Origin of the sequence: Psychromonas sp. CNPT3, from assembly GCF_000153405.2 — a bacterium.
GTDB lineage: Bacteria > Pseudomonadota > Gammaproteobacteria > Enterobacterales > Psychromonadaceae > Psychromonas.
The window spans coordinates 1,557,534-1,583,240 of sequence record NC_020802.1; the positions used below are offsets into that span (position 1 = coordinate 1,557,534).

Sequence of the window (25,707 nt, forward strand, 5' to 3'; positions counted from 1 at the left end):
GAACATATGAATACCCCTTTAACGCAGAATTATACCCATACGCTTTCAGTTAATAAGGTGCTAAAAAACACCTATATTTTACTGGGCTTAACCTTAGCATTTTCAGCAATGACAGCGACGATCGCGACGCTTATCGGTATTGGTGCAGTGGCATCTTTAGTGTTAATGGTCATTGGATTTGCGCTATTATTTGTTGTATCTAAAACAGCTGATTCAAGTAAAGGCATTTTTTGGATATTTATGTTTACCGGCGTTCTTGGCGCATCTTTAGGTAATCTGCTTAATAATTACTTAGCGATGGAAAATGGTCCAGCCCTAATTTTACAAGCATTAGGCACCACAGCGCTTATCTTTTTTGCACTTTCAGCTTACGTACTAACCTCTAAAAAAGACTTCTCTTTCATGGGTGGATTTTTAATGGCGGGCATGATAGCCGTGGTTATTGCGATGATTGCTAATATCTTCTTACAGATCCCTCTTATGCAAGTGGTGATCAGTAGCGTCGTAGTATTAATTATGTCTGGTATGATCTTATTTGATACTAGCCGTATTATTAACGGCGGAGAAACAAACTATATCCGTGCGACTGTTTCTCTTTATCTTAATTTATATAATATGTTTATTCATCTTCTTGTACTTTTAAATATCGTAGATGATTAAACGCGCACTTTATAAATAAAAAAACGCACTCGGTGCGTTTTTTTTTGCGTTGAAAACGTGAGCGCTAAACCCTGTCCCTTTATCTTTTGTCGTGACTGACAAGGCGTGGGGTCAAGACGTTGAAAAGCCTTTACTTTTGCAACTACGAGCCTGCTTTCTTAAAACGCGAACCTTCTCTCTTAAGCGCTCCCCCTTCTTCTCATTATAATTAACTCGCATATCTTTCTTCGTATCAGAAACCCTTTGATCAAGTTTAGAGCACGAATACTCGTTAACGTCGAAATGACTTCCGGCAGTGACGGTCATTGGAACGATTAGAAAACCGAGTATTAAAATTGTTTTTTTAACATAATAAATCCTTTTATAGCGAAAAATAACACGTTATTTTTTGTGCGTTAAATGGCTTGTTATAAAGTTGGCTTAGATAAATTTAACCCTCACTTTTTGATTCTTTGTTTATAAATAGTATCGAAACTAGTTATATCAAATCACCTTGTAGGACTAACCCATTATTAGACAGCATTAGACTGCATTAGCATTAATACACATCCAATAATGACTTCTTAGTTTATTTGATAACACAAAAACATAGCAGCAAACAGAACACTGACATTTTTTCTTATGTATGTGTGATTTTTTTATGTTTAAATCGTGTTTTATTGTTATAGATACTTCTATAAATGAACGTTAATCTTTAATATCACAGGTTTACGCTAAGTTAAAGTGAGTGATATTATTCATCGCTATCAGAGTAAAGACATGGCCCCATAGGCCCATTCACTCAAGTTTGAAAATGCGCTAAGTCATTTATCTAAATATCATGCTCTTCTGCCCACTCTTTTAAGCGCGTTAAAATATCTAACGCAGTGCCACCGAACTCGGTGATCTCATAAGAAACAGCAATCGGCCTATCGCTGATCACTTTACGAGTCACCAAACCTTGGCTTTCCAATTCTTTCAGACGTTGATCTACCATTTTTTTACTCGCCCCACCGAGCATTCTTGCTAAATCATTAAATCTAACGGGACCATCTTGCAGATGCCAAAGTATCGAGGCTTTCCACTTTCCGCCCAAAATACGCATCCCACGCTCAACAGAGCAAGGTTCAACACAAGGATTTGTAACTTTTTTTTGACCGTTAGCCATTGTTTCTACTGTCGTTTTCATCTTACTCACCGTGGTTACTAAAAGTATACTGGTTGCTTTTATATCCCAGTGTATCAAAATATGCTAAATACACACATTTATATTTACAGCCAATGAGGAAGTCCCCCCTATGTCAACGTTAACGTCTTATGATCCCATCACCCGAGAAGCTATCGGTACCGTTGCAATAACAACGCCAGAACAAATACCGGCATTAGTCGCCTCCTCACGCAAAGCGCAGAAAAATTGGGGTGCATTATCATTAACTCAACGTCAGCAGTTAGTGACGCAGGCATACCAACATTTAGAGTCAGTACAAGATCAACTTGCGATATTGATCAGCCAAGAAATGGGAAAAGACTACCAACGCGCCACTTATGAAGCGGGCGGCACAATACAAAGTGGCGCTTACTTTGCACAAGAAATCGCAGAGGCATTGAGCACTGAAAAAGTCGATAGAAGCACTGAATTACAATATCGACCACTGGGTGTGGTCGCTGTCATTTCGCCTTGGAACTACCCATTAGCAATGGCGAATAATTTAATTATGCCGGCATTAATGGCAGGTAATAGTGTCGTTTTAAAACCGTCAGAAGAAACGCCACTTGTTGCTGAGCTTTTTGTAAATACGTTAAACGAAATTTTGCCTGAAAACGTATTACAACTTGCTCAAGGCGACAAACAGACGGGACAAGCATTGGTTAGCAGTGATATCAATATGGTTGCGTTTACAGGCTCGATGGCGACAGGTAAACATATTATGGCGAGTGCCGCGCCAGGTTTAAAACGTTTAGTCATGGAGCTTGGTGGTAATGATCCCATGATAGTGATGGCCAGCGCTAATATTGATGCTGCCGTACAATTTGCCGTTGGCAGCTCTTTTGAAAATGCGGGACAAATGTGTACATCAACAGAGCGTATTTATGTTGATGCACGTATTGCCGATGAGTTTGAGCGTAAAGTGGTTGCATTAGCGGGTCGTTATCAAGTGGGTCCATGGGATCAAGCTAACGTTAATATTGGTCCTATCGTTAACCAGAAGCAGCATGAAAATATAGTGGCACAATTAAAAGATGCAACGCAAAAAGGCGCGCAACTATTACTTGGGCGAGATGAGTATGCTTTGCCTTTTATTCAACCCACTGTGATCACAGGTATGACGCCGGATATGCTCTTAGAGCAAGTTGAAACGTTTGCCCCTGTTATTGCTATCAGTCACTTTAAATCCATTAATGAGGCCATTACGCGCGCAAATGATAGCCCTTACGGATTGGGTGCGGTTGTTTTCGGTGGTCAGGGTGCAAATTCTGTTGCTGAGCAACTTGAAGCTGGCATGGTTGCGGTCAATCAAGGCGTCGGTGGTGGTAATGCTCCTTGGGTGGGTGCGAAGCAAAGTGGCTTTGGTTTTCATGGCACGGCATCTGGGCATCGTCAGTTTGCACAAGTGCGCGTGATCAGTAAATAACAGCGTTTTATAAAAATAAGGATAATGTCAAATATCATGAATAAATCATCTCAACACAGTGATTATTTTGTTGCAGCCTATGAAGCTGGCGCAGAGCACCCAGCATTACCAACTTGGGCAAATAATAAGGCGAATATCGCTGAATTATCTGAAGCATCTACTCAAAAAGTCACTAAAAAAATAGTTTTGCAAGTACCTGGTGCATTTCAACTGCTCAATGTATTTTCAAAAAATGAGTGCGAACGCCTGATCACGTTAAGTGAATCAATGGGATACTTAGCAGATGCTGCCGTGTCACTGCCTCGGGATGTACGTCATAATGACAGTTTAACTTGGGTTGTGGATCAACAGACAGATAAGATCATGTGGGATCGGATCAAGCATTTAATGGTTGACGATCAAGGTATCTTCGAGGGGAAGCGAGCGCTGGGATTAAACGCCCGTTTTCGTTTTTATCGTTACAAAAAAGGCGATTATTTCAAACCGCATTCCGATGGCTCTTGGCCTGGTAGCCGAGTTATTAATGATCAGTTAGTTGCCGATGCTTATGGTGATCGCTTTAGTCAAATGACCTTTTTAATATTGCTAACGGACGACTTTGAAGGCGGTGCGACACGATTTTTAGTGAATGCAGACGACCCAAGCCAACCTGCACGTCGTGGTGATAATGTTAAAGAAATTGATGTCCGCACGCCAGCAGGCTCAGTACTTTGCTTTCCGCATGGAATGCATTATTTGCACTGTATACATAGTTCAGAGCCAATAAGCAAAGGGGTGAAATATATTATCCGCACGGATGTCTTATTTGAGTTGTAACAAACTGTATTTCTTTTCCAGCTAAGACGGATAAAGAAGGCAAGTTTAGGTCAGATAGATCAGGTTTTTAATCCTGATCCCTCTGACCTAAACACTTCATTTGATAAATAATTATCACGATGCTTTTTATAAATGAATCTTGCATGTGTTAAATAGATTAAAGATTAAAGATTCAAGATTAAAGACAGAACATCACGGCAACGAGTGCTACTAAGCCGGCCTATTCTTGGCCGGTTAATCATCCCAATACCATTAAATTTAGTTTTATTAATAATACAGCTAACGCCACAAACACTGGTGGCGTACTGGCACTTTTTTGTGCCTTTGTTTTTTGCAAAAAACAGGACAGTTTTAGCCGTCCAGTGATTTGACTTGTTAGCAATTATTTATATGCATAGCCACCGTTTGGCTTTACAAATGCGTTTGCTACATTATCAGCTTCATTTCGCTCTTCAGCCGAATCATGAGTACTCCATATACTTTTAATTAATTTATATGTCCCACGACCACCTTTATATTTAGATCCATAGCTAGTGCGAAAACCATTTCGATTAAGGTGTACAGCTAACTCTTCACCAGACATTACTTTGCCTTGATTACTTAGAAATGTAGCAAGATCCGAAATATATTTTTTTTTGATGTCCATATTCATATCCTAATTATTCGTAATGTAAATTTACAAGATTGCTAACAGTGTATTAGACTGCATTCTTACTAATACACATCTAACAATTACTTATAGTTCATTTAATAGCATAAAAATACACTAATAAACAGCATGTTGGCGTTATTCGTTAATGAGTGAGTGATATTTTTATATGTTTTAAGTGAGTTCTGTTGTTATAGGGGTCTCTATAAGTACAGATTTGATAAAAAGTATTGCTTTTTTACAGAGAGTTACACTTTTTTTGATGTGGAAGTAATGCATTTACTGCACTAAAAAAACAAAAAAATAACAATTTAAGACAAACGAAAATTAACCTGTATATAAACACAGGTTAATTTCAGAGCGCGTAAAATCATCACTTTTATGGCGTATTACATTATTTTTGGCGTGTTATAAGGCTAAAGTTGTTAGAAAGTGACTTTTTATATCTTAGATTCAAATAATAAGTGCATAACTTGAATAGGTGGGAAAAGTGGCCAGCTGAATATATGCTAATCGTTTTTTTCCAGCAAGGGATTGTATTCATGAAAACATATAAATATGAGCTAAGATGCCAGATTTGTGCTTTAAATAAAACAAAGTTGAGTCAAAATAAAATGGCGCGACAGTTAAACGCCAGCCAAGCTAATGGCTGAACATATGGTAACTGCACTTCAATGTTGAATCTGCCCCTTAAAATGTCACATCTTTAATTCATTTAAAAATGTGACGTTAAAATTGACTTTATAACACTGATTTTAGCTTACTAATCTGGAAGCAAAATCGCCGCGAAAGCACGGTCATTTCCAGTTATGGATTTAACATTATGGAGTTTTTCTTGCACGAAACTACTGTCCCCGCCATCGTCATCGTTACCCCATGTAACAACGTCGCCATTCTCTGTTATTGCGGCGAAAGCATGGTCCGTTGCAGAGATGGACACAATGTTATGAAGTTCAGATAGCACTAAACCGCTGTCCCCACCATAGCGAAAGGCTCCCCATGTAACAACGTTGCCATCCTCTGTTATTGCTGCGAAAGCACCGCTAGACGCAGATATAGATACAATATGATGAAGTTCTGTTTGCACTGAAGAGCTGTCACCACCATAGCGAGGCGTGCCCCATGTAACAACGTTGCCGTCCTCTGTTATTATGGCAAAAGCATAGTCTGTCGCAGATATGGCTGCAATCTTAGGAAGTCCAATTGGCGCGGAGCCGCCATAGTCAGCACTACCCCATGTAACAACATCGTCATCCTCTGTTATTGCAGCGAAAGCTCTGCCCGACGCAGATATGAATTTAATGTGATGAAGACTATCTTTCACTGAAGTACTGTTACCTCCCGAGTTAGGGTTGCCCCATGTAACAACGTCGCCATTCTCTGTTATTGCGGCGAAAGCATGATCCGTTGCAGAGATGGACACAATGTTATGAAGTTCAGATAGCACTGAACCGCCGTCACCCCCATAGCGAGAGGCTCCCCATGTAACAACGTTGCCATCCTCTGTTATTGCTGCGAAAGCGCCGTACGACGCAGATATGGCTGCAATCTTAGGAAGCCCAGTTGGCGCGGAGCCGCCATAATCTGCACTACCCCATGTAACAACGCTGGCATTCTTTGTTATTGCGGCAAAAGCATAGTTTGTCCCCGATATGGACACAATGTTCTGAAGTTTATCTTGCACTAAATCGCTGTCACCGCCTAAAGTTTCATCACCCCATGTAACAACGTTGTCATCCTCTGTTATGGCGGCGAAAGCACCGCCAGACACAGATATAGACACAATATGATGAAGTTCTTTTTGCACTGAAGAGCTGTCACCGCCATAACCATAGGCTTCGCCTCCCCATGTAACAGTAGATATAGGGTTGCCAACGCGAACTGTAATTGTGTCTATTTCATTCGCAAGAGTACCTTTGCCTGTGGCGGTGATCAAAAGTGTGCTTCCTGGCTCTATACCCGACGCATTCAACATCCCCTCATAAGTGATCGTAGCTTTGGGATCATTTGTGCTCCAATTAAGATAGAATATATCATCGTCACCATCGAGTGTTGAGAGCATTGAATCACTCAACTCAGCTTCAACCTCAAGTTGGGTTGGCGTGTCTATATCGAGAAATTGATCATCAGAGCTGTCCCCATCGATCTTGATGATCAACGAATTAACAGTAACGATTTCATCAGAAATTATCACTGTTATTGTATCCACTTCCCCCTTTAAAGTTCCTTTTCCGGTAGCGGTGATCACTATTTCCGTACCTGTGGGAATACTCGTGGTATGTAACATACCTTCATCCGTGATAGTGGCATTGGAATTATCGGTACTCCAATAAATATAAGCCGTATCATCGTCACCATCCAATGTTGACAGTGTAGAATCACTCAACGTTGCTTTAATTTCAAGCTGAGTTGGTATGCCTAAAATGACCGATTGGCCATCGGAACTATCTCCATCAATATTAATCATCAATGAACCGGCCATAATAATTTCATCAGAAATAATCACACGGATCGTGTCACTTTCACCATTCAGAGTCCTCTTTCCGGTGGCCGTGATCAAAATTTCAGTTCCCGGGATAATACCTGTCGTGTATAACATACCTTCGTCCGTGATAGTGGCATTGGTATTATTTGTGTTCCAATTAATATAGGTCGAATCATCTTCACCATCCAATGTAGACAGTGTTGAATCGCTCATAGTTGCTTTAACTTCAAGTTGAGTTGGTATACCTAAAATGACGGATTGGCCATCGGAACTATCACCGTCAATATTAATGATCAATGAACCTGCCACGACCACTTCATCAGAAATTATCACTGTTATAGTATCAACTTCTCCTTCAAGCTTTCCTTTTCCCTCGGTCGTTAATATAATTTCAGTACCCGGAGCAATACCAGTGGTATGCAGCATACCTTCCTCTGTTATCGTCGCGTTTGCATTATTCGTAGTCCAACTCAGATATGTAGCATCATCTTCGCTACTCAATGAGGATAACGTTGAATTGTCAGTAAAATGGGCTTTTACTTCCAGTTGCGTTGGAATTCCTAAAATGACGGATTGACCATCTGCAGTATTACCGTCAATATTAATAGTCAGTGAGCCTGATTCGACGACACTGTTTGTCACCTTCACATTACCCGAATCAGAAAATATTTTACCTTCGTGTTGACTCGTAGCCGTAATAACAGACGTTCCTTCTTTTATAGTGGTCACCAAACCCTTGGTGTTGACGGTTGCGACACTCACATCTGACGATGACCAAATTAAATCATATTCACCTGTTACATCAAGCACGCTGTCACTAATCAGCTCTACTTTGGCTTCCTTCTGCCTCGTAAACCCCGCTGGTAATATCGTATTTTTAGGCGTGACCACGAGTTTGATCTTTGTTTGAGATGTTTGTGTTGGAGCACTTAATAGACTAGTGTCACCATTATTACAGCCCGTTAATAATATGGAGAATGCACACAAGCATGCAAATATATATTTTTTCATAAAATTAATTCCTTATTTAGCAATTGATACTCACATCTCAAATGCCACTTTGACGATATTTTATAATTTAGATCTATGGCTGCTAGAGCATTAAGATCATGCGCGGATATTTTATCTCCTGATGAAAACTCTTTATCTATAAACTGATATCCCCCATACAAACCAAGCCCCAACGTTTTGTGATCACAAAACATGTCGTTATTGACACAAGAATTTTTAGCTTTGATCCTATTCGTTCCTTTAAATTTACAGTGTTCATGCTACTAGCTAATATATTCATGCTAATAAGACATGTAGAAGTTACAGTGATGAATTTATATTTTGCCATCTATACCCTTGAAAATTAATTGATATTTCTAATCTATATATTTATAAACCACTATTATCCTAGTTCGTTATTAAAAATAATTACGTAAATTACTTTAATTACTTAATTAAATTTGCTTTTTTTGAAGTTTGATCATCACAAAAAATAATTTAAGTGCTATTACGCTAATAATTTAATTGAAATCGCTATAACCACAGGATTTGTAAAAAGTATTATTTATTTACAAGGGGTAGACTTTTTTAAAATGGGGAGGTAATGCATTGACTGCATTAAAAAATTGAAAAAATCACAATTTAAGACAAACGTAAATTAACCAGCATGTATATGCAGGATAATTTTAGTCACGTAATATCATCACTTTTATGGCGTATTAAATTGTTTTTGGGAGTGTTATAAGATGAAAGTCGTTAGAAAGTGGATTTTCATTGATAGGGGGAAGTGACATTTAATTTATTGAAAATACAGCTAACGCTGCAAACACCGAAAGCTGTCCGCGTGATTTCCCTTATTATGTGAATTCTCGATTGAAGCGCCGAACTTTTGTACGCATATTTTTCATAGGTGATGACGTATTAAACTGGATCATGCGCCCTAAAGTCCATTGCTCATACCACGCAACGCCATACAACTCATGGTTACTTAAATTTGAAATAAGTAAAAGTATATCGCTAACCGTAGACTCTAACTCAACAAGTAGGTCATCGTATTTCCAATCACGATATTCTTTGTGAAAACAATCGGCAAGTAAGCCTAATTGATTCCACTTATAACCCGTTTCAGGAAAATCAACATGCTGGTTTTGAGATTTTAAGTGATGCCACTTTAGGACAAGCTTGCCCCATCCAATCAAGTAAGCAACCGTATCACTAACGCTAATGGTTGTACCTTTGATGTTTCCCTCTACACCCTTTTCACGCGTGTAGCTTTCTGGAATTGAACGATAATCAGCCATTAGCTTGAGAATAATTGAGCTTATGGCTAACTCCAATTCATCCTTATTTTTTGGTACAGAAGACAATATCGACCTCCATTCACATGACGCTTTTGTAACAGGCGAATTTTATGAAGCAGTTTGTGTGATACTGATGCGCAGTGGCAACACAAAAATGTTTAGCTAAAAGTTGTCCCCGTGGAAGCGCGTGTTATGTGCATTTCCAGTCGGAATAATATTTTAATAAATAGATCTTTAGAGCATCTCTTTTTGACGAGTACTTATCATCAATTTGATCTAAATAACCATCAATTAAGCTAATGACTTCATTATCGGAACATTCACGATACCAGCTACCAGATATTTTCAGATGACCTCCTCCACCTTGTAGTACCCATGAAGGATCATTGATTTTTATAAATTCAGAACTACGCTGACGTAAAATTCTATTATGCCTACCATTAAAAGAGATCACCGTATTCGGACTTAAAGCATCTAATTCTTGACTCGATAACCTATCATTTTCACTCCAGTAGAGCATTGGACATTGATAATTTTTCAATTTTTTATCAGGATTAATATCAGCTCCATCATTCATAGAAAATTTGTAATAGTTGGTTACTGAGATTGAGTTATGAATCTCAGTAAAACTACTCAATTTATCACCGAATTTTGCATGAATATATAGCCCTGCTATCGCAAGCATTACTTTATATGGTGCTATCCAAATGTTTGTATACTCACCAGCATCGAGCATCTGGCATACCTTTTCCCGTCTAGTTTTATTCAATAAACTGTCCCACGGTTCGGAGACGTTTTGCGCCATACCGTACATAATGATTTTGTACTTATCATATTCAGAACCAATATGAGGGATGTAAGGAGGAAATATATTTCCCATATGGTCTTTAGTGGATATAAGTTCATGGTAAGGTTTCAGGACTTCAGTATTGTACGCCTGAAAAATGTCTATTAAATTGTCCATGTTACTTCCATTTAGTGATTGCACATAATGCTTTGCTAACCGACGTAGAGGTTTGGCTTTATTTTTGCACTCTTTCTTTGGCAAAAACTGCGACAGCCGTTATGCGTCCAGTGATTTGACTTGTATGGATAATAACCCCCTAAAATGATTACCATTTAATCCTTTTAGGGTAATGTGAGACCCAAGCTTTGGCTGCAACCAAAGCTTTCTTATACAACAGTTCGATGAATGCCAGGCTCCTCATTTGAGAGACCGTTAACAAGAATGAACGTTGTACAAGACTCCAAGCATTAAAGTCGGACAGTCAACTGGGCCTCGAGCCCGAATAGCAAGGCGGAGTCAGCTTATTATGAATTGCACAAACAATCAAAAAGGCATTAAAGAAGCCATTAAAAAAATCAAACCACATAAACTGACGCGTATTGTTATTGAAGCTACGGGTCGACTTGAACATGCGTTTATCATTGTGCTCACAAGCAGAATTACCGTTTACAGTGGCAAATCCAGCCCATGTTAAAAAGTTTGCAGGCGCGATTGGCCGCAAGGCTAAAACAGATAAACTTGATGCCCAATTAATTGCACATTATGGCGAAGCCATTAAACCAACCTTATCGACATTAAAGCCCGAAAACATGCAGTTAATGAGCGATTTATTATCTCGAAGAAGGCAACTCATGGCCATGCAAACCATGGAGAAAAATTGCCTTCAAATCATGCCAAAAGAGATCTCGAATATTATAAAACCCATATTGACTGCTATTAAAAATTAGATAGAAAAAGTCGACGGTAAACTCAGTAAGCTGATTGAAAAGTGCGATGAATACAAAGCCAAAAACACCATCATTCAAAGTATGCCAAGCATCGGTCTGTGGTTGCTTTTAACCTATTGAGTGACATGCCAGAGCTCGGTTATTTAACAAATAAAGAAGCAGCATTATTAATTGGTGTTGCACCATTCAATAAAGAAAGTGATAGTTATGAAGGTCAACGAAGAATACATGGTGGTCGCCATAAAATAAGAACGGTGATGTACATGGCAATGATGTCAGCAATGCAATACAATCCTGTTTTTAAAACTACATATCAGCGATTAGTTACAACAGGAAAACCGAAGAAAACAGCGATAATTGCCTGCGTTCGTAAGATGATTACCATACTAAATTCGATGGTGAGAGATGGTGCCATGTGGGATCCTGAAATAAATAAAAATTAGGAATTGACACCATAGTCACTTGTTATGTTTATAGGCTATTATCTCACTCGGCCAACACACTTATTACTTATATTCATTTTTTGGTCTTCTGATTTTGAGACAACTGAAAATACACCTTTCATGTCGTCAAGATTTAAACTGAATTTCATCTTTTTGTTGGGATTTCCCTGATTATCGTTAGAACCATAAGCAATACCATAGACATTTAACAATTCCCCTTCTTTTTCCATATAGTCTATACAGACAAGAGGTAAGCGTGGCTGTTTAATTTTAGTTAAAACTACAGGATCGTTAAATCCTGAAATTAAGACGACTGAAAATACAGGATTTATAGTTCCACGACCTCCAAAGCACTCTAAATCACCTTCCCAATAAACAACGTATTGATCATCAGATTCATCTATACCCTTTTCCCCTCTTGTCTTAACAACTTTATATGAATCATCATTAATTGAACACGCAACCGTTGAACTGAATTTTTTAACTAAATTAACAGCATCACGATTATCGAATGCAGTTACAGTATTTACAGCCGAAAGCATTAGAAAACCAATCATTATTTTTTTCATTTTATTGCTCTTTTTATATAAAAAACAGGGTATATTTAAACATAAACGTTTGCGTCCAAGTTAAGTAACTTGTTATGTTTAACGTACTTATTTATTTAACTATCTTTCTTTATTTGATTGAGACAGAACAGATGCAGCTAGCTCTTTAGTATTTTCATTATATTTTGCACTCTTGAGAACTTTTGATGCCAAAGTTTCAAGTTCAGCACCAGTTTGCTTCGTTTTAGATTTTTGAGATAAAGCTGAAGCAGCTAATTTTTTAGCTGTCTGCGAAGATTTATTATTTTGTAATATTTTCGCAGCCTTAGATGCAACTTTCTTAGATGTAGTTTTAGTATTTTTAGACATCATAACTCCATATGATTTGTAGATAACTTTAAAAAAAACTTCATTATTAGATAAAGCATCAAAACTATTTACCCAAACACACCTGCATGAATAAACTGTAATAATAAACATAACGCCCACTTAAGCGGACAAAAATTGTTGGCTATAATGTGAAGCGAAGCAAAACGTAGCCAACTGTTTTTGTTCCGTTTAAAGTGCTTGTTATGTGACGATTACCAACGACCTATAATTGGTTTGCTACCGCTTAAAGTTATTTGGTTTAACTGACCATGCCCATTAGTTATAGAAATGGATTTGTGCATTTTATTTGGTTTTTTATGAAACCAGCGGTTGCATATAACTACTAAATCGATAAAGGTGGAACTTGACTCAAGGTGTTTAGCTAATGATTTAGTAACATCCATATCAGGAATAACCAAGAAATCCCCAGAGTTTTTTATATAATCTGGTCCCTCCGCCATACTATCAAGTTTACTTTGCATCATTTTTCTTGGGATTGGCGCATCATATCCTTTAGAAAGCATAACATTTGGAAATTCTGGAGCCATAAAGTCAATTAACCAACCATCGGCCTCTATCCATGAATGAAACTCATCTTCGGATGATTTCAGCTGACCATCTACGATTGAGCCAAAACCTAAAATATTTTCCACACCTAGATGATAAGCGGCAAACCCTGAATAAACCTTTGCGTTTATTTTATAATGCTCATTCAGTATGTAAGCACCACAGTAATTGTAAAATAAACATGACTTATTGGTATCCGAGTTTTCACTTTTTAAAACGGCATGCGCAATACTATAAATTCTTTGATAATCAGAAAGTGTAATTAACAACCTAACCCCTCTTAAAGTCACATAACAGCGTATTAGACTGCATTCTTACTAATACACATCTAACAATTACTTATAGTTCATTTAATAACATAAAAACATATTAATAAACAGCATGTTGGCGTTATTTATTGATGAGTGAGTGATATTTTTTATGTTTAAAGTGAGTTCTGTTGTTATCGAGGTCTCTATAACAACAGATTTTACAAAAAGTATTGCTTATTTACAGAGGGTTATACGTTTTTGGATGTGGAAGTAATGCATCTATTGCACTAAAAAAACGAAAAAGTCATATTATAAGGCAAACGCAAATTAACCTGTGTATATACACATGTTAATTTTAGGTCGCGTAAAATCATCACTTTTATGGCGTATTACATTATTTTGGGAGTGTTATCAGACGAAAATCGTAAGAAAGTGGCTTTTTATCTTCATTGAGAGGGAAAGTGACATTGAATTTATTGAACTTTGGTTAATGAAGCTCGAGTATAAAGGGATCCTCGCGGGAGCTTTCTGCACTATTACGCCTCAGAGTATTGCCCCAAAAACACCTTTTGGGGAAATGTTATTTATTAGTTCATGAAGCAGCAGATGTGAATCGTACATCTCAAGGTTAAAGACATTACTATTAATGCTTCCTTATTATAACTCTGCTATTTGAGTCAATGTTTCAGGGTAGCGCTGAACTAATTTTAATAGCGTTATTGCTTGACCATTTGGTGCACTACGCCCTTGCTCCCAATTTTCTAATGTCCTTGATGATGTGTGCAGTAACTGCGCGAAGACACCTCGAGATAAGTTAAATTTTTCTCTTATCCCAATAATTTCAACGGGACTAATTCCAAGTCCACTACTTAAGGCAACTTTATGTGTTCGTAAAGTTAATTTACCTTCTGAGTGATTTTTAGCATCAACCAGCGCCGAGCTTAATTCTGAAAACAAGTCACGATTGTTCATTGCACCATACCTCCACAAACTTTTTCAATTGACGTTTTTGATCCATTGTTAAGTCAGACATTTCATTTTTAGCGTAAATGGTTAAAAGGTAAAAACGAAAATGTATATCAAAGTAATAATAGATCACTCGCGCCCCTCCCCTTTTTCCTTTCCCTTTACTAGCAACTCTAACTTTTCGTAGACCGCCTGTGCCTTGAATAACATCTCCAACGGCAGGATTGGCCATTAATTGAGTTTGAAATACTCTAAACTCATCATCTGACAAATAATTATCACGATGTTTTTCAAAAACCTTCGATTCTACAAATACATTTCTCATTTGATTAAGTGTACGCAAGTAGCGTATAGAATGCAAATGTCTGATAACCCTCAGGTGATACACTGCGCCCAACTATTGGGTACTACTTCCGGTTACCTGACAGCACTGACATTGCTAACTAGACTACATTCTGACTTATACAAAATGGAACGCAATGGAATCAAAATAAAACTCAAATACCGGCCAAGTTAGTTGACGTCTAATACCCCACTGATATTCTTCATAAACCACAAAAAACACAATTAGTTATATGAGCAATAATCAACTGTTTTTTGTCTAAGTTAATGCTTTGTTATAAGCACTTTAAATTGAATGCTGTTTGTATAACAAAAGCTTGGACTCTTCCAGTTGATTCAATAGAATTTCTTTCATTTTACTTTGAGTAATACCGATTTTGTTTTCTTTGAATCTTACTCCATTTACACGTATCAAAAACTCAGCATCTAAAGCTTCTTTAGCAATGAAGTCAGGAAATTCAAAAGATATACTGCATGTTCCACTATATTCGCTAAAATCAAATGTATAAGATGCTTCAATCTTATGTATTTGAATGTGCTTATGTAACTTCTTGTTTTTTATGAAAAAAGTGGAGTGTAGCTTTTTCCCTTGAATTACTAAATTTTTCACTTTTTCCTGCATCCAAGATATTTCATCGGGGAAATCCATGGATGAGTCAGGGCAAAAGCCCATATCTTTTGTATCTTTAAAAAACAATTCATTATTTAATTGTTTTTGGCTTAAGTCTTGAAGAAAGATAACCCGACTCGCATTCGTAAAGTCTCTAAAGCAAATCTTTTTTATTCTCTCAGTATCTTTTACACAACCAATTTCTTTTAATTTTTTAATAAAGTCAGAAGCTATTTTGTTTGCAACCTCTTTTGTTTCTTCCGAAGTATGTGAAAGACTTATATTAATGTCTAAAGTTTCGTCTTTTTTTCTAAATTTTACTTTTCCACTAAATTGAGATGTATTTTTATTCCAACTTTGAGTGTGATCATACCGCTCCACCCTAAAATCTAATTCAATATGATTCGGGTCATTATCTATCGTTTTAAAAGTTGGACTTCCTAACAATTTATAATTTGAAAATTCTTTTTTAACTACATTATTTATTTTGTAATTAGATGGGATTGCCGACATTAGATTAGAGCTATTCCTTTCACATTTTATAGATTGTGTTTGTCTTTTCGGGTTGGCTTCTTTTACTTTTAAATTCTCATCTAATTCAATTAATTCTAATGGCGTAATACCTGTACGAACTAATATCGGTATGTATGCAGTTTTGTCTTCCGTAGCAACAAAAACACCTCTTCTGCGAACTATTGTTCTTAGATCTGATTTTGCGAGTCCAGAATCATTTAAAAAGTCTCTTAAAGCATCTCCATATGGTAATAAATATTTCTTATTCATTAATTAAATTCCTGAAATCGTTGTTGTAAGACTTTACTGTTATATTAAGAGATTTACGTTTATCATTTTTTAAACGCTTAGCTCTTTTTAATATATGTTCATGTTTTATTACATCGTAATCAGGAAATAGAAAGACAAAGTCACCTGTAAAATCTAAAGATACATCACTGACTAAATATAATAATCTATTTATTGTTTCTTCTGAAAACTCATCTCGACTAGCCAAACAAAAAGAAACTTTTTGGTTAGACTTATCAATTAGTCTAAATGGAATAATATTGGAAGTTAGGTATTCTACTGGAAGAATACTTCCATATTTGTCAATATCTGGATCTTTATAATTCGATGAACTAAACGCATAATGAAAATAGTAATCATATTCATTAAAGTTATTCCGAATATAGCTTATTGAATTGTAAATAAATGCAGCTCTACTATTATCAACAACATGAATCGTTGAAAAATTCAGTGTTTTATCAAGGTTAATATTCGCAACTTTACTAACTATATCTTGTTCTGAGTCTTTATGATTCGACAACCAAAAAAGAACTCCTGTATCATTAGCACCATTAATACCTGACATTTCATAATCTTCATTATTTTGAGTTCTAAGGTCAGATTTCATGAAACATTCTACAGTTTCAGCTAAATCACGAAAATGTTCTTTGAATTTTGAAGTTGGATTCGCCGGATATGCACTATTCGTGTATTTTACTGACAATATAACGTTTTCGAGAGTAAAATCTTGTAACTGGGATCTTGATGAAAAGAAAATATCTATGCCATGTGTTGTTCTTTCTTTTTTTGCGCCTGAACGCTTATGTTTTTTAGTATGATGGCAACTAATAGATTCATCCTTTTGAAAGTGATACCACCCCATTATTGATAGTAATTCACAAACTAATTTTTCACCTTTCTCTCCAACTTTTCTTGAGAACTCTCCCATAAATATCCTTTTTTTGTTAGATTAATACGCTAACGATGTATTTAGTTAACAATGAGCAGTGTTTATAACCACTCTAAACTGCATTATTACTAATACACATCTAACGATTACTTCTTAGTCTATTTGATAACATAAAAACAACCCTACAAAAAGCATTGCCATGTTATTTGTTGATGTGTGAATGATTTTTTTATGTTTAAGTGGGGTTTTGTTGTTAGATATATGCAGATAAATACCAGAAGGGTAATATTCTTACTTATTTTCAATGAGTGTATTTTTTAAGGAGAAAGGCATCCATATGTGCCTTTTAATCTTCCTTTAGCATGGTAGTTTGAAAATATCCTGCCTTTTATTGATGAGGTTCGAGTGTAAAGGGATCTACGTGTGAGCTTGAATTTACACTCGTTACAATGACTGATATGACTCGAGGGAGGCTTTAACGATCGAGTGCATCATCAAAATTGGTTAACGTTACGACGTCACCCGCAATCATACTATCGATATGGATATCGCCAATCCGAACTCTTACTAACCTTAATGTCGCAAAGCCTACGGCTGCTGTCATTTTTCTTATCTGACGGTTTTTGCCTTCACATAAAGTGATAGATACCCAGCTAGTGGGACCATGGCGAGGATCTCTAATTTTACGCCCACGAGTTGGAAGCTTAGGCTCAACGTCTAACTTGAACGCTTTGCAAGGCAGGGTTAAATAAGTCGCGCCGTTAATAGCAATCTCTACACCCTTTTGTAACAGTGACATCGCTTGCGCGGTGATCTCGCCATCGACTTGTACGTAGTACTCTTTTTCGATGCCTTTACTTCGGATTTTATAGCTCATCATACCGTCGGTTGTGAGTAATAATAAGCCTTCGGAGTCGTGATCTAGCCGCCCTATCGCCATAATATTTTCGGGAAAGTTAAAGAGTTCACCGAGCAGGCTTTTCTTCTTTCTCTTTTCAGGTACAAACTGACTTAAAAAACCATATGGCTTAAATATTTTAAAATGCTGGTGAGTTTGCAGGGTTGCAACAATATCGGTTAAGCAGGTTTGGTCAGTGGTTGGCATTAAAAATGGGCCTTGATCTTAAAGTTTGAGTGATAGGGATTATACGGTTATATATGCACTTAGCCTATTAATGGCTAAGTGCACGTTTTTGTTAACAAGTCTTCTTTAAAAATACGCGCATTAATGTGCGTAGCCTAATTCTTTGGCCGGGACGATAGAGCTTGCTCGCCAAGCGGGATACAGTGTGGCTAACACGCTCATTGAAAAAGCTAAAATAGCAATGGTGAACACTTGTGAATAAATAAGCTCTGAGGGTAAAAAGTCGATAAAGTAGATATCACCCGAAAGGAATTTATGCCCCGTTACCGACTCTAACAGTATAATGATATCCGTTAAATTTAAGGCTAAATAAACGCCTGTTATCACCCCTAATAAGGTGCCAAATAAACCATTAAATGCACCCTGCACAATAAAGATAAAGCGTAACATCCATTTTGAAGCGCCCATGGTTTTTAAAATGGCAATATCAGCACGTTTGTCATTAACAGCCATCACTAAGGTCGATATAATATTAAAACACGCCACCGCAATGACTAATAACAACACGATATACATTAAGGTTTTAACCATTTTAATATCTTGATAAAATGAGCCTTGGGTGGTGATCCAACTGTTGATATATAAATATTCATTTAATTCATAGGCAACCTGCCGCGCTATTTTTTGCGCATCGAGGATTTTATTTACCCTAAATGCAATGGCATTGGCATTGTTTAATCCCAGTATTTTTTTAGCGTTATCAATATGAATAAAGGCCAACTTACTGTCTAATTGCCCACCCATTGAAAACAGTCCGACTAATTTAAACCTTATTTTACGTGGCGATTTTAAACGGTTTGAGGCGCCTTGTTGCGGTAACAACAGCAGTAATGAGTCGCCGACTTCTAATGCTAATTTTTTAGCGACACTTTTACCTAATATGATCGTATATTTATCTTTTTGAAGCAGTTGCCAGCCACCTTGTTCGATAAAACGCTCAATATGGGTCACCTTGCTTTCTGTTTCTGGGGTGATAGCGCGGATTTGCAACGCCTGCATTTTATTATTATGCTCGAGTAGTGCATCGAGTTTAATAAACGCACTGGCAGCTTCAACGCCTGGATTATTTTCCACTATGCTAAGGGATCGTTGTAAATGCTTAAAAGAGCCATCCACCGTGCTTAATTCACCGTGCGGTACCACTGACAATAACTGGTCGCGCAGTGCTTTTTCAAAGCCATTCATCGCAGACAAACCCACGATCAATGCCATCACACCTAACGCAATACCCAATATTGAGGCGATAGAAATAAAAGAAACAAACGTATTTTTATTCTTCACCATACTATAGCGGGTACCAATGAAGACTGATAAAGGTCTAAACATCGCGTTTACCTTGTAATATACCGTTAACCATTAGCTCGACTCTATCGAGTTTATTTGCCAGCGCTAAATCATGTGTGACCACCACAAAAGCAGTGCCTAATTCGGCATTTAAACTACGTAACAATTGATAAACGCTTTCGGCGCTTAGCGCGTCTAAATTTCCCGTTGGCTCATCCGCCAACACTAATTGAGGATCGTTGATAAGCGCGCGCGCAATTGCCACGCGTTGACGCTCGCCACCTGAGAGTTTTGCTGGTCGATAGTTAACGCGCGCCTCAAGGCCAACACGGTGTAACATATCTTGTGATTTTTGGGTCGCCTCTTTAATACTCATGCCTGCAATTAAAAGTGGCATGGCAACATTTTCTAAAGCCGAAAATTCAGAGAGTAAATGATGAAATTGATAAATAAAACCCAGTTGCTGATTGCGCCATTTCGCTTGTTTGTTATCTTTCCAATGATGAATATTTTGCCCTTGATAATAAACATCGCCTTGGCTTGGCTTATCTAATGCGCCAAGTAGATGCAGTAATGTACTTTTACCTGAGCCGGATGATCCGACTATCGCCAGTAACTCGCCTTGCTTTACGCTTAAATCAACGCCTTTTAAAACCTGAGAGCTAAAGCTTCCATCTTCATAGGTTTTAAAAAGTCCCTTACACACTAATAATTCTTCACTCATTGGTTGCTCATTCATCTCTTAATGCCTCAACTGGGCTCACTTTCCCAGCGCGATAAGCTGGGTATAAGGTCGCTAATAAACTTAATAACATGGCGCCACATAATATCATCCATATTTGTGCGCTCTGATGTTCAACGGGTAAATGACGGCTTTCACCAAACGCATTTTCAACTAAATGAATACCCAAAAAGCTAAGCACTTCATTGATATAATTACTGAGTAAAAGTCCTAAACCGGTACCTAGCAATGCGCCCCAAAGGCCACTCCAAGCTCCTTGAATAACAAAAATAAAGTTGATTTTAGTACGCGACAGGCCCAAGGTTTTTAAAATAGCGACTTCGGTTTTCTTGTCGTTAACGATCATCACTGATGACGATAAAATATTAAAGGCTGCCACCACAATAATTAAACACAGCAGTAACCAGATCATATTTTTTTCCATCTTCACCGCAGCAAATAACTCACCGTGCGTACTGCGCCAATCGGTTAACGCTAAAGAGGCGTCTAAGGTCGGTGGCGTCCACGACTCTATATCAAAAGGGTCGTTTAAATATAAACGTATGTCGGTAATATTATTTTTGGCAATGCGGATAAGTTTACTGGCATCGGTGGCGTGCATTAAAATTAAGTTTTGATCTACATCGGATCCCACACTGAAAAAGCCAGCAACCGTAAATTTACGTTCACTCGGAAGGCGCCCTAACGGCGTAAAACGGCTACCGCGCGCAGAAACAACGCGCACTTTGTCCCCTACATCAACGCTCAACAAACGCCCTAAACGATCGCCCATTAAAATACGATACTTTCCGGCTTCTAAACGAGATAATGTACCCGGCAACATACTGTTCATTAATACTTGGCTGCTATAACGTTGCGGGTAAATACCGTCAACATGCACGCCTTGGATATTTTTATTACTCAGAATAATAGCGTCACTAGACACCATAGGGTCGGCGGCGCGCACGTCAGGATTGTTTTCTAAAATAGGCAGTAAATACTCCCATTTCGTTAATAACTGTGCGTTATTACTCACGCTAACGTGTGGCACCGCACCTAATATGCGCGTTTTAAGCTCACTTTCAAAACCATTCATAACAGAAAGTACGGTTATCAATGCTAAGACGCCTAAGGTAATGCCCCCTGTTGAAAAAAGAGAAACAAAAGACACAAAGGCATTATTGCGTTTTGACTTGGTATAACGCAGTCCAATAAACAAACTCAGGGGATAAAACATAACGTCCTTTATACAAATAGATCAACTTTTAAAGTAAACTGGATTTTAAATGAAATATGTTTACATTAGCTTAACGCGAGCAATACACTGTTTGTGTTTAATTTTGCTACGCTCTAATTTTTGAAATTTTAGACTACAATAACTTTATAGTAGAATCATGGTATTATGACTTTCATTCTAATGTATCTTTAAAGGTCAAGATACAAAAACATAGCGATAAAGGATAGTAATGAACAACCAGCAATATTTTTTAGTAGACTATGCATTGGCCATTAATGTACAACCTCTTGCCGATACTGAGAGCGTTGCAGATGCAGCCCTTTTTGAACAACTGATCCCAGCCCCTTTTAAAATGGCCAGCGAGCTTGCAAGCATCGAAAGTAGCACCCTACACAGTTTGAAACTCAATAATGAAAGTACACAAGCGTTATTACATTATATTCAAGCACAAGATAAAAAAATCAATGCCCTACTGAGCTACGTACTGAGTCAGCAAGATGAGGCAACATGCCATTATAAAAGTACGGCCTTTAGTGCGGGCCAATGCCTCTTTGAGTGTACGCAAAATACCTTTGATCTCGATCAGAATGTTATTCTAAAAATATTTATTCCTGATGAGTCGGCTGCCGTTTTTTGTTATGCTAAAGTCTCTAAAATAGAGGAAAAAATCGTCACTCTTGAATATCTACAAATACGTGAAATTGATAGAGAATTACTGATCCGCGCGACCTTACATATTCAATCAAAACAACTAAAACTGCGTGCTGCCATACGCGATCAAGACCATTAAGCGACTCCAACATGACCCAATCTACACTGTTTGACTTTCCAGCACTTAAAAAGTGCAACGATCGGCTATTACTGGCTAATTTACAAGGCAGCACCGTATCGCTGGCCATTAGTGAATTAAGTAAACAAAAAAATAGCCCGCTCATTTTAATTGTTAATGACACGCCAAGTGCATTAAAACTAAAACAAGAATTGCATTTCTTTCTCGAAGATAGCATTGAGATCATTGATTTCCCCGATTGGGAAACGCTACCTTATGATCATTTTTCACCACATCAAGACATTATCTCTACGCGGATTGAAACGCTATATCGCCTTCCTGGGTTAAAAAAAGGCATTTTAATTGTCCCTATTAACACGTTGTTACTGCGTATTGCACCACCGAGTTATTTAAAAAAACACACGCTGATTGTAAAAACGGGTGAACAAGTTGAATTACAAGATTTACGTGCAGACTTAGAAAGCTCCGGCTATTACGCGGTAGAAAAAGTATTAGAGCATGGTGAGTTTTGCGCACGTGGATCGTTATTAGATATCTTCCCGATGGGCGCGTTAAAGCCTTACCGTATTGATTTCTTTGATGACGAAATAGACTCTATTCGCACCTTTGATCGTGAAACGCAGCGCTCTTTAGATATTATTAAAGAGATAAAGCTACTCCCAGCGCATGAGTTTTGTACTGATCATGAGGCCATTAAGCGCTTTAAAGAAAAATTTACTGAGCAATTTACATCGCCTCTGACGCAAGAAAAAGGCTCTATTTTTAGCACCATCAGTGACACTAATTTACCCGCCGGTATTGAGTATTACCTGCCACTGTTTTTTGAAAGTACCGCCACCCTTTTTGATTACTTCCCGAAAGAGTCAACGCTGCTTATCAGTGGCGACATTAATCAAGCGACCTTAGATTTTTGGGTTGGTTTAGAAAAACGTTATATCGATCGCAGTGTCGACTTGCACCGCCCATTACTTGAGCCTAATGCGCTGTATTTACGTCATGAGCAATGTTTTGAATTATTAAATGCATGGCCCCGCTATTATTTACAAAATACGCCCTGCCAAGTAAAAGCAGGACGCACAAATTTCTATGTCTCCTTATTACCTGATGTACAGGTAAACACTAAATTAAAAGATCCCTTATCTGCTATTCGTCAGTTTATTAGCGATTTTGATGGGCGCATTGTCTTTAGTGTTGAATCTGTGGGCCGTCAACAATCTTTACTTGAATTATTAGCCCCGTTAAAAATTAAAATCGCGTCTTGTGATAATTTCTCTGCGTTTATTAAAAGCAAAAAACAGATAGCTATCATCATCAGTTGTATTGAAAACAGTTTTATTTTAGCGCATAAAAAAATCGCGTTTATTACTGAAAATGAACTTCTGGGCTTTAAAATAACGCAGCGTCGTGGCAACACGGATCATCATGATGAGAACTACAGCAGCGAACATATTTTACGTAACCTAGAAGAGCTTAAAATAGGTCAGCCTGTGGTACATATTGATTATGGTATCGGCCGCTATTTAGGGTTACAAAATATTGAAAGCGCCGGTGCGATCACCGAATTTGTTGCCCTTGAATATTTACGTGGCGATAAACTCTATGTGCCAGTCAGTGCATTACAACTTATCAGTCGCTACAGTGGGCACGATGTCGAAAACATCAAACTCAGTAAACTGGGCACCGAAACATGGCAAAAATCCAAACAAAAAGCCGCTGAACGCGTCCGTGATGTGGCAGCCGAGTTACTTGATATCTACGCGCAGCGCGCCGCTAAGATTGGCTTTAAATATACACTCAATAAAAACAATTATGCCCTGTTTAAACAAGCTTTCCCGTTTGAAGAGACGCCGGACCAAAGTAATGCTATCAATGCCGTGCTTAACGATATGTGTAGCCGCCAACCGATGGATAGACTTATCTGTGGTGATGTAGGCTTTGGTAAAACAGAAGTTGCCATGCGCGCCACCTTCCTTGCCGTAGATAACACGCGCCAAGTCGCTATCCTTGTGCCCACAACGTTACTCGCGCAGCAACATTATGAGAATTTTAAAGATCGCTTTGCAAGTTGGCCGGTACGCGTTGAAGTGCTATCGCGTTTTAAAAGTGCAAAAGAGCAAAAACAAATATTATTGGAGTTACAAGAAGGTAAGATTGATATCTTAATTGGTACGCATAAACTACTCAGTAGCACTGTTGTTTATGCCGATCTTGGCTTATTGATCATTGATGAAGAGCATCGTTTTGGAGTGCGCCAAAAAGAAAAAATTAAAGCGCTGCGCGCCCAAATTGATATTTTAACGCTCACCGCAACCCCTATTCCACGGACCTTAAATATGTCCATGAATGGCATGCGCGACCTTTCTATCATTGCAACACCGCCCTCTAAACGCTTAGCGGTTAAAACCTTTGTAGAGCAAAAAACAGATGCACTGATAAGTGATGCTATCACGCGTGAGATCATGCGTGGTGGGCAAGTTTATTTCTTGCATAATAATGTTGAAACCATTAATAAAGCGGCGGCCGACATTGAAGCCTTAGTGCCTAGCGCCAAAGTGTCTGTGGCGCACGGACAAATGAATGAGCATCAACTCGAACGCATTATGAGTGATTTTTATCATCAACGTCAAAATGTACTGGTATGTACCACTATCATTGAAACGGGTATTGATATTCCCAGTGCCAATACCATCATCATTAATAGAGCGGATCATCTAGGGCTTGCACAATTACACCAATTGCGAGGCCGTGTGGGGCGCTCGCACCATCAAGCTTATGCCTATTTATTAACACCAACGCGAAAATTAATGAGCAAAGATGCTAAAAAACGTCTGGATGCTATCTCCTCTTTAAATACCTTAGGTGCAGGCTTTACGCTGGCAACCCACGATTTAGAAATACGTGGCGCGGGCGAACTCTTAGGCGATGAACAATCGGGACAAATTTCAAGTATTGGTTATAACTTATATATGGAAATGCTTGATCAAGCCGTTAACGCATTACAAAATGGTCAAGAAACAACGCTAGAGCAATTATTGTCAAGCCAAGCGGATGTCGAGTTACGCATTCCGGCGTTGATCCCCAGTGATTATATTATGGATGTTAATACACGCTTGTCTTTATATAAGCGTATTGCCAACAGCAAAGATAAACATCAGTTAAAAGAGCTCCAAATCGAACTCATTGATCGTTTCGGTTTACTGCCTGCAATCACTAAAAATCTTATTCATATCACCCAAATGAAACAACTGTGTAATAAATTAGGCATAAAACGCCTTGATGCACACGCCAAGGGTGGCAATATTATTTTTACCCAAAATACCAAAGTCGATCCCATGTTCTTAGTTTCTTTACTGCAAACACAAGCAAATACCTTTAAACTAGAAGGGCCGACAAAACTAAAATTTACACACCAACTCGAAGATACACAGCAACGCATTAACTGGATCACTCAGTTATTACACCGTTTTGTTGAACACTTGCTAAAATAAAGGATCATCT

Annotated in this window: 21 protein-coding genes and 1 pseudogene; 6 read left to right on the plus strand and 16 right to left on the minus strand. The window is 38.0% G+C overall.

What is annotated here, in order from left to right; all coding sequences use genetic code 11:
- Positions 1-6 precede the first annotated feature (6 nt).
- Positions 7-660 (plus strand): Bax inhibitor-1/YccA family protein, encoded by a 654-nt coding sequence (locus PCNPT3_RS06850; protein WP_015465147.1) that lies wholly within the window; start codon positions 7-9, stop codon positions 658-660.
- An 811-nt stretch (positions 661-1,471) separates the two neighbouring features.
- Here PCNPT3_RS06850 and PCNPT3_RS06855 read toward each other — a convergent pair.
- Entirely contained in the window at positions 1,472-1,828 is a 357-nt protein-coding gene (locus PCNPT3_RS06855; protein WP_015465148.1) for a winged helix-turn-helix transcriptional regulator, read from the minus strand.
- A gap of 109 nt (positions 1,829-1,937) precedes the next feature.
- On the opposite strand from PCNPT3_RS06855, the gene PCNPT3_RS06860 reads away from it, so the two are divergent.
- Entirely contained in the window at positions 1,938-3,272 is a 1,335-nt protein-coding gene (locus tag PCNPT3_RS06860) for an aldehyde dehydrogenase family protein (protein ID WP_015465149.1), read from the plus strand.
- 36 nt (positions 3,273-3,308) lie between these two features.
- A complete protein-coding gene (locus PCNPT3_RS06865; RefSeq protein WP_041771271.1) occupies positions 3,309-4,088 on the plus strand; it encodes a prolyl hydroxylase family protein in 780 nt (259 codons plus the stop codon).
- Between the two features lie 382 nt (positions 4,089-4,470).
- On the opposite strand, the gene PCNPT3_RS06870 is transcribed toward PCNPT3_RS06865, so the two are convergent.
- The 4 genes from PCNPT3_RS06870 to PCNPT3_RS06890 all read right to left on the minus strand — a co-directional run bounded on the left by PCNPT3_RS06870 (position 4,471) and on the right by PCNPT3_RS06890 (position 10,477).
- Positions 4,471-4,734: a hypothetical protein gene (locus tag PCNPT3_RS06870; protein WP_015465151.1), complete on the minus strand. Its 264-nt coding sequence runs from the start codon at positions 4,732-4,734 to the stop codon at positions 4,471-4,473.
- A gap of 766 nt (positions 4,735-5,500) precedes the next feature.
- Positions 5,501-8,233 carry an Ig-like domain-containing protein gene (locus PCNPT3_RS06875; RefSeq protein WP_015465152.1) on the minus strand — a complete coding sequence of 911 codons (2,733 nt, stop codon included), beginning with the start codon at positions 8,231-8,233 and terminating at the stop codon, positions 5,501-5,503.
- Between the two features lie 836 nt (positions 8,234-9,069).
- Positions 9,070-9,579: a ClbS/DfsB family four-helix bundle protein gene (locus PCNPT3_RS06885; protein WP_015465153.1), complete on the minus strand. Its 510-nt coding sequence runs from the start codon at positions 9,577-9,579 to the stop codon at positions 9,070-9,072.
- A gap of 124 nt (positions 9,580-9,703) precedes the next feature.
- Entirely contained in the window at positions 9,704-10,477 is a 774-nt protein-coding gene (locus PCNPT3_RS06890) for a hypothetical protein (RefSeq protein WP_015465154.1), read from the minus strand.
- A gap of 325 nt (positions 10,478-10,802) precedes the next feature.
- On the opposite strand from PCNPT3_RS06890, the pseudogene PCNPT3_RS06895 reads away from it, so the two are divergent.
- A pseudogene (locus tag PCNPT3_RS06895) lies at positions 10,803-11,690 on the plus strand (IS110 family transposase).
- A gap of 38 nt (positions 11,691-11,728) precedes the next feature.
- Here PCNPT3_RS06895 and PCNPT3_RS06900 read toward each other — a convergent pair.
- From PCNPT3_RS06900 to PCNPT3_RS06955, 11 genes are all read right to left on the minus strand, one after another.
- On the minus strand, positions 11,729-12,259 hold the full coding sequence (locus tag PCNPT3_RS06900; RefSeq protein WP_015465155.1) for a hypothetical protein: 531 nt from the start codon (positions 12,257-12,259) through the stop codon (positions 11,729-11,731).
- Positions 12,260-12,358: 99 nt separating this feature from the next.
- Entirely contained in the window at positions 12,359-12,718 is a 360-nt protein-coding gene (locus PCNPT3_RS06905) for a hypothetical protein (RefSeq protein ID WP_232207350.1), read from the minus strand.
- Positions 12,719-12,819: 101 nt separating this feature from the next.
- Positions 12,820-13,443, minus strand: coding sequence for a DUF2026 domain-containing protein (locus tag PCNPT3_RS06910; protein ID WP_015465157.1), 624 nt, complete (start codon positions 13,441-13,443; stop codon positions 12,820-12,822).
- Positions 13,444-14,082: 639 nt separating this feature from the next.
- Positions 14,083-14,397, minus strand: coding sequence for a helix-turn-helix domain-containing protein (locus PCNPT3_RS06920; protein ID WP_015465159.1), 315 nt, complete (start codon positions 14,395-14,397; stop codon positions 14,083-14,085).
- Positions 14,384-14,752, minus strand: coding sequence for a type II toxin-antitoxin system RelE/ParE family toxin (locus PCNPT3_RS06925; protein ID WP_232207351.1), 369 nt, complete (start codon positions 14,750-14,752; stop codon positions 14,384-14,386). The genes PCNPT3_RS06920 and PCNPT3_RS06925 overlap by 14 nt, the downstream gene beginning before the upstream one ends.
- Before the next feature lie 267 nt (positions 14,753-15,019).
- Positions 15,020-16,126, minus strand: coding sequence for a GapS4b family protein (gene gapS4b / locus PCNPT3_RS06930; protein ID WP_015465161.1), 1,107 nt, complete (start codon positions 16,124-16,126; stop codon positions 15,020-15,022).
- A complete protein-coding gene (gene gapS4a / locus PCNPT3_RS06935) occupies positions 16,119-17,072 on the minus strand; it encodes a GapS4a family protein (protein WP_015465162.1) in 954 nt (317 codons plus the stop codon). Before gapS4a ends, gapS4b begins: the two co-directional genes overlap by 8 nt.
- A 436-nt stretch (positions 17,073-17,508) precedes the next feature.
- A complete protein-coding gene (locus PCNPT3_RS06940) occupies positions 17,509-18,138 on the minus strand; it encodes a pseudouridine synthase (protein ID WP_015465163.1) in 630 nt (209 codons plus the stop codon).
- Between the two features lie 120 nt (positions 18,139-18,258).
- Positions 18,259-19,503 (minus strand): lipoprotein-releasing ABC transporter permease subunit LolE, encoded by a 1,245-nt coding sequence (gene lolE, locus PCNPT3_RS06945; RefSeq protein ID WP_015465164.1) that lies wholly within the window; start codon positions 19,501-19,503, stop codon positions 18,259-18,261.
- Positions 19,496-20,185 (minus strand): lipoprotein-releasing ABC transporter ATP-binding protein LolD, encoded by a 690-nt coding sequence (gene lolD / locus PCNPT3_RS06950; protein WP_015465165.1) that lies wholly within the window; start codon positions 20,183-20,185, stop codon positions 19,496-19,498. Before lolD ends, lolE begins: the two co-directional genes overlap by 8 nt.
- Positions 20,186-20,192: 7 nt before the next feature.
- Positions 20,193-21,419, minus strand: coding sequence for a lipoprotein-releasing ABC transporter permease subunit (locus PCNPT3_RS06955; RefSeq protein ID WP_015465166.1), 1,227 nt, complete (start codon positions 21,417-21,419; stop codon positions 20,193-20,195).
- 229 nt (positions 21,420-21,648) lie between these two features.
- Between PCNPT3_RS06955 and PCNPT3_RS06960 the strand changes: the two genes are divergently transcribed.
- Both PCNPT3_RS06960 and mfd read left to right on the plus strand, forming a co-directional pair.
- Positions 21,649-22,209: a PilZ domain-containing protein gene (locus PCNPT3_RS06960; protein WP_015465167.1), complete on the plus strand. Its 561-nt coding sequence runs from the start codon at positions 21,649-21,651 to the stop codon at positions 22,207-22,209.
- A gap of 11 nt (positions 22,210-22,220) precedes the next feature.
- Positions 22,221-25,697: a transcription-repair coupling factor gene (mfd, locus tag PCNPT3_RS06965; protein ID WP_015465168.1), complete on the plus strand. Its 3,477-nt coding sequence runs from the start codon at positions 22,221-22,223 to the stop codon at positions 25,695-25,697.
- The last annotated feature ends 10 nt before the right edge of the window (positions 25,698-25,707 follow it).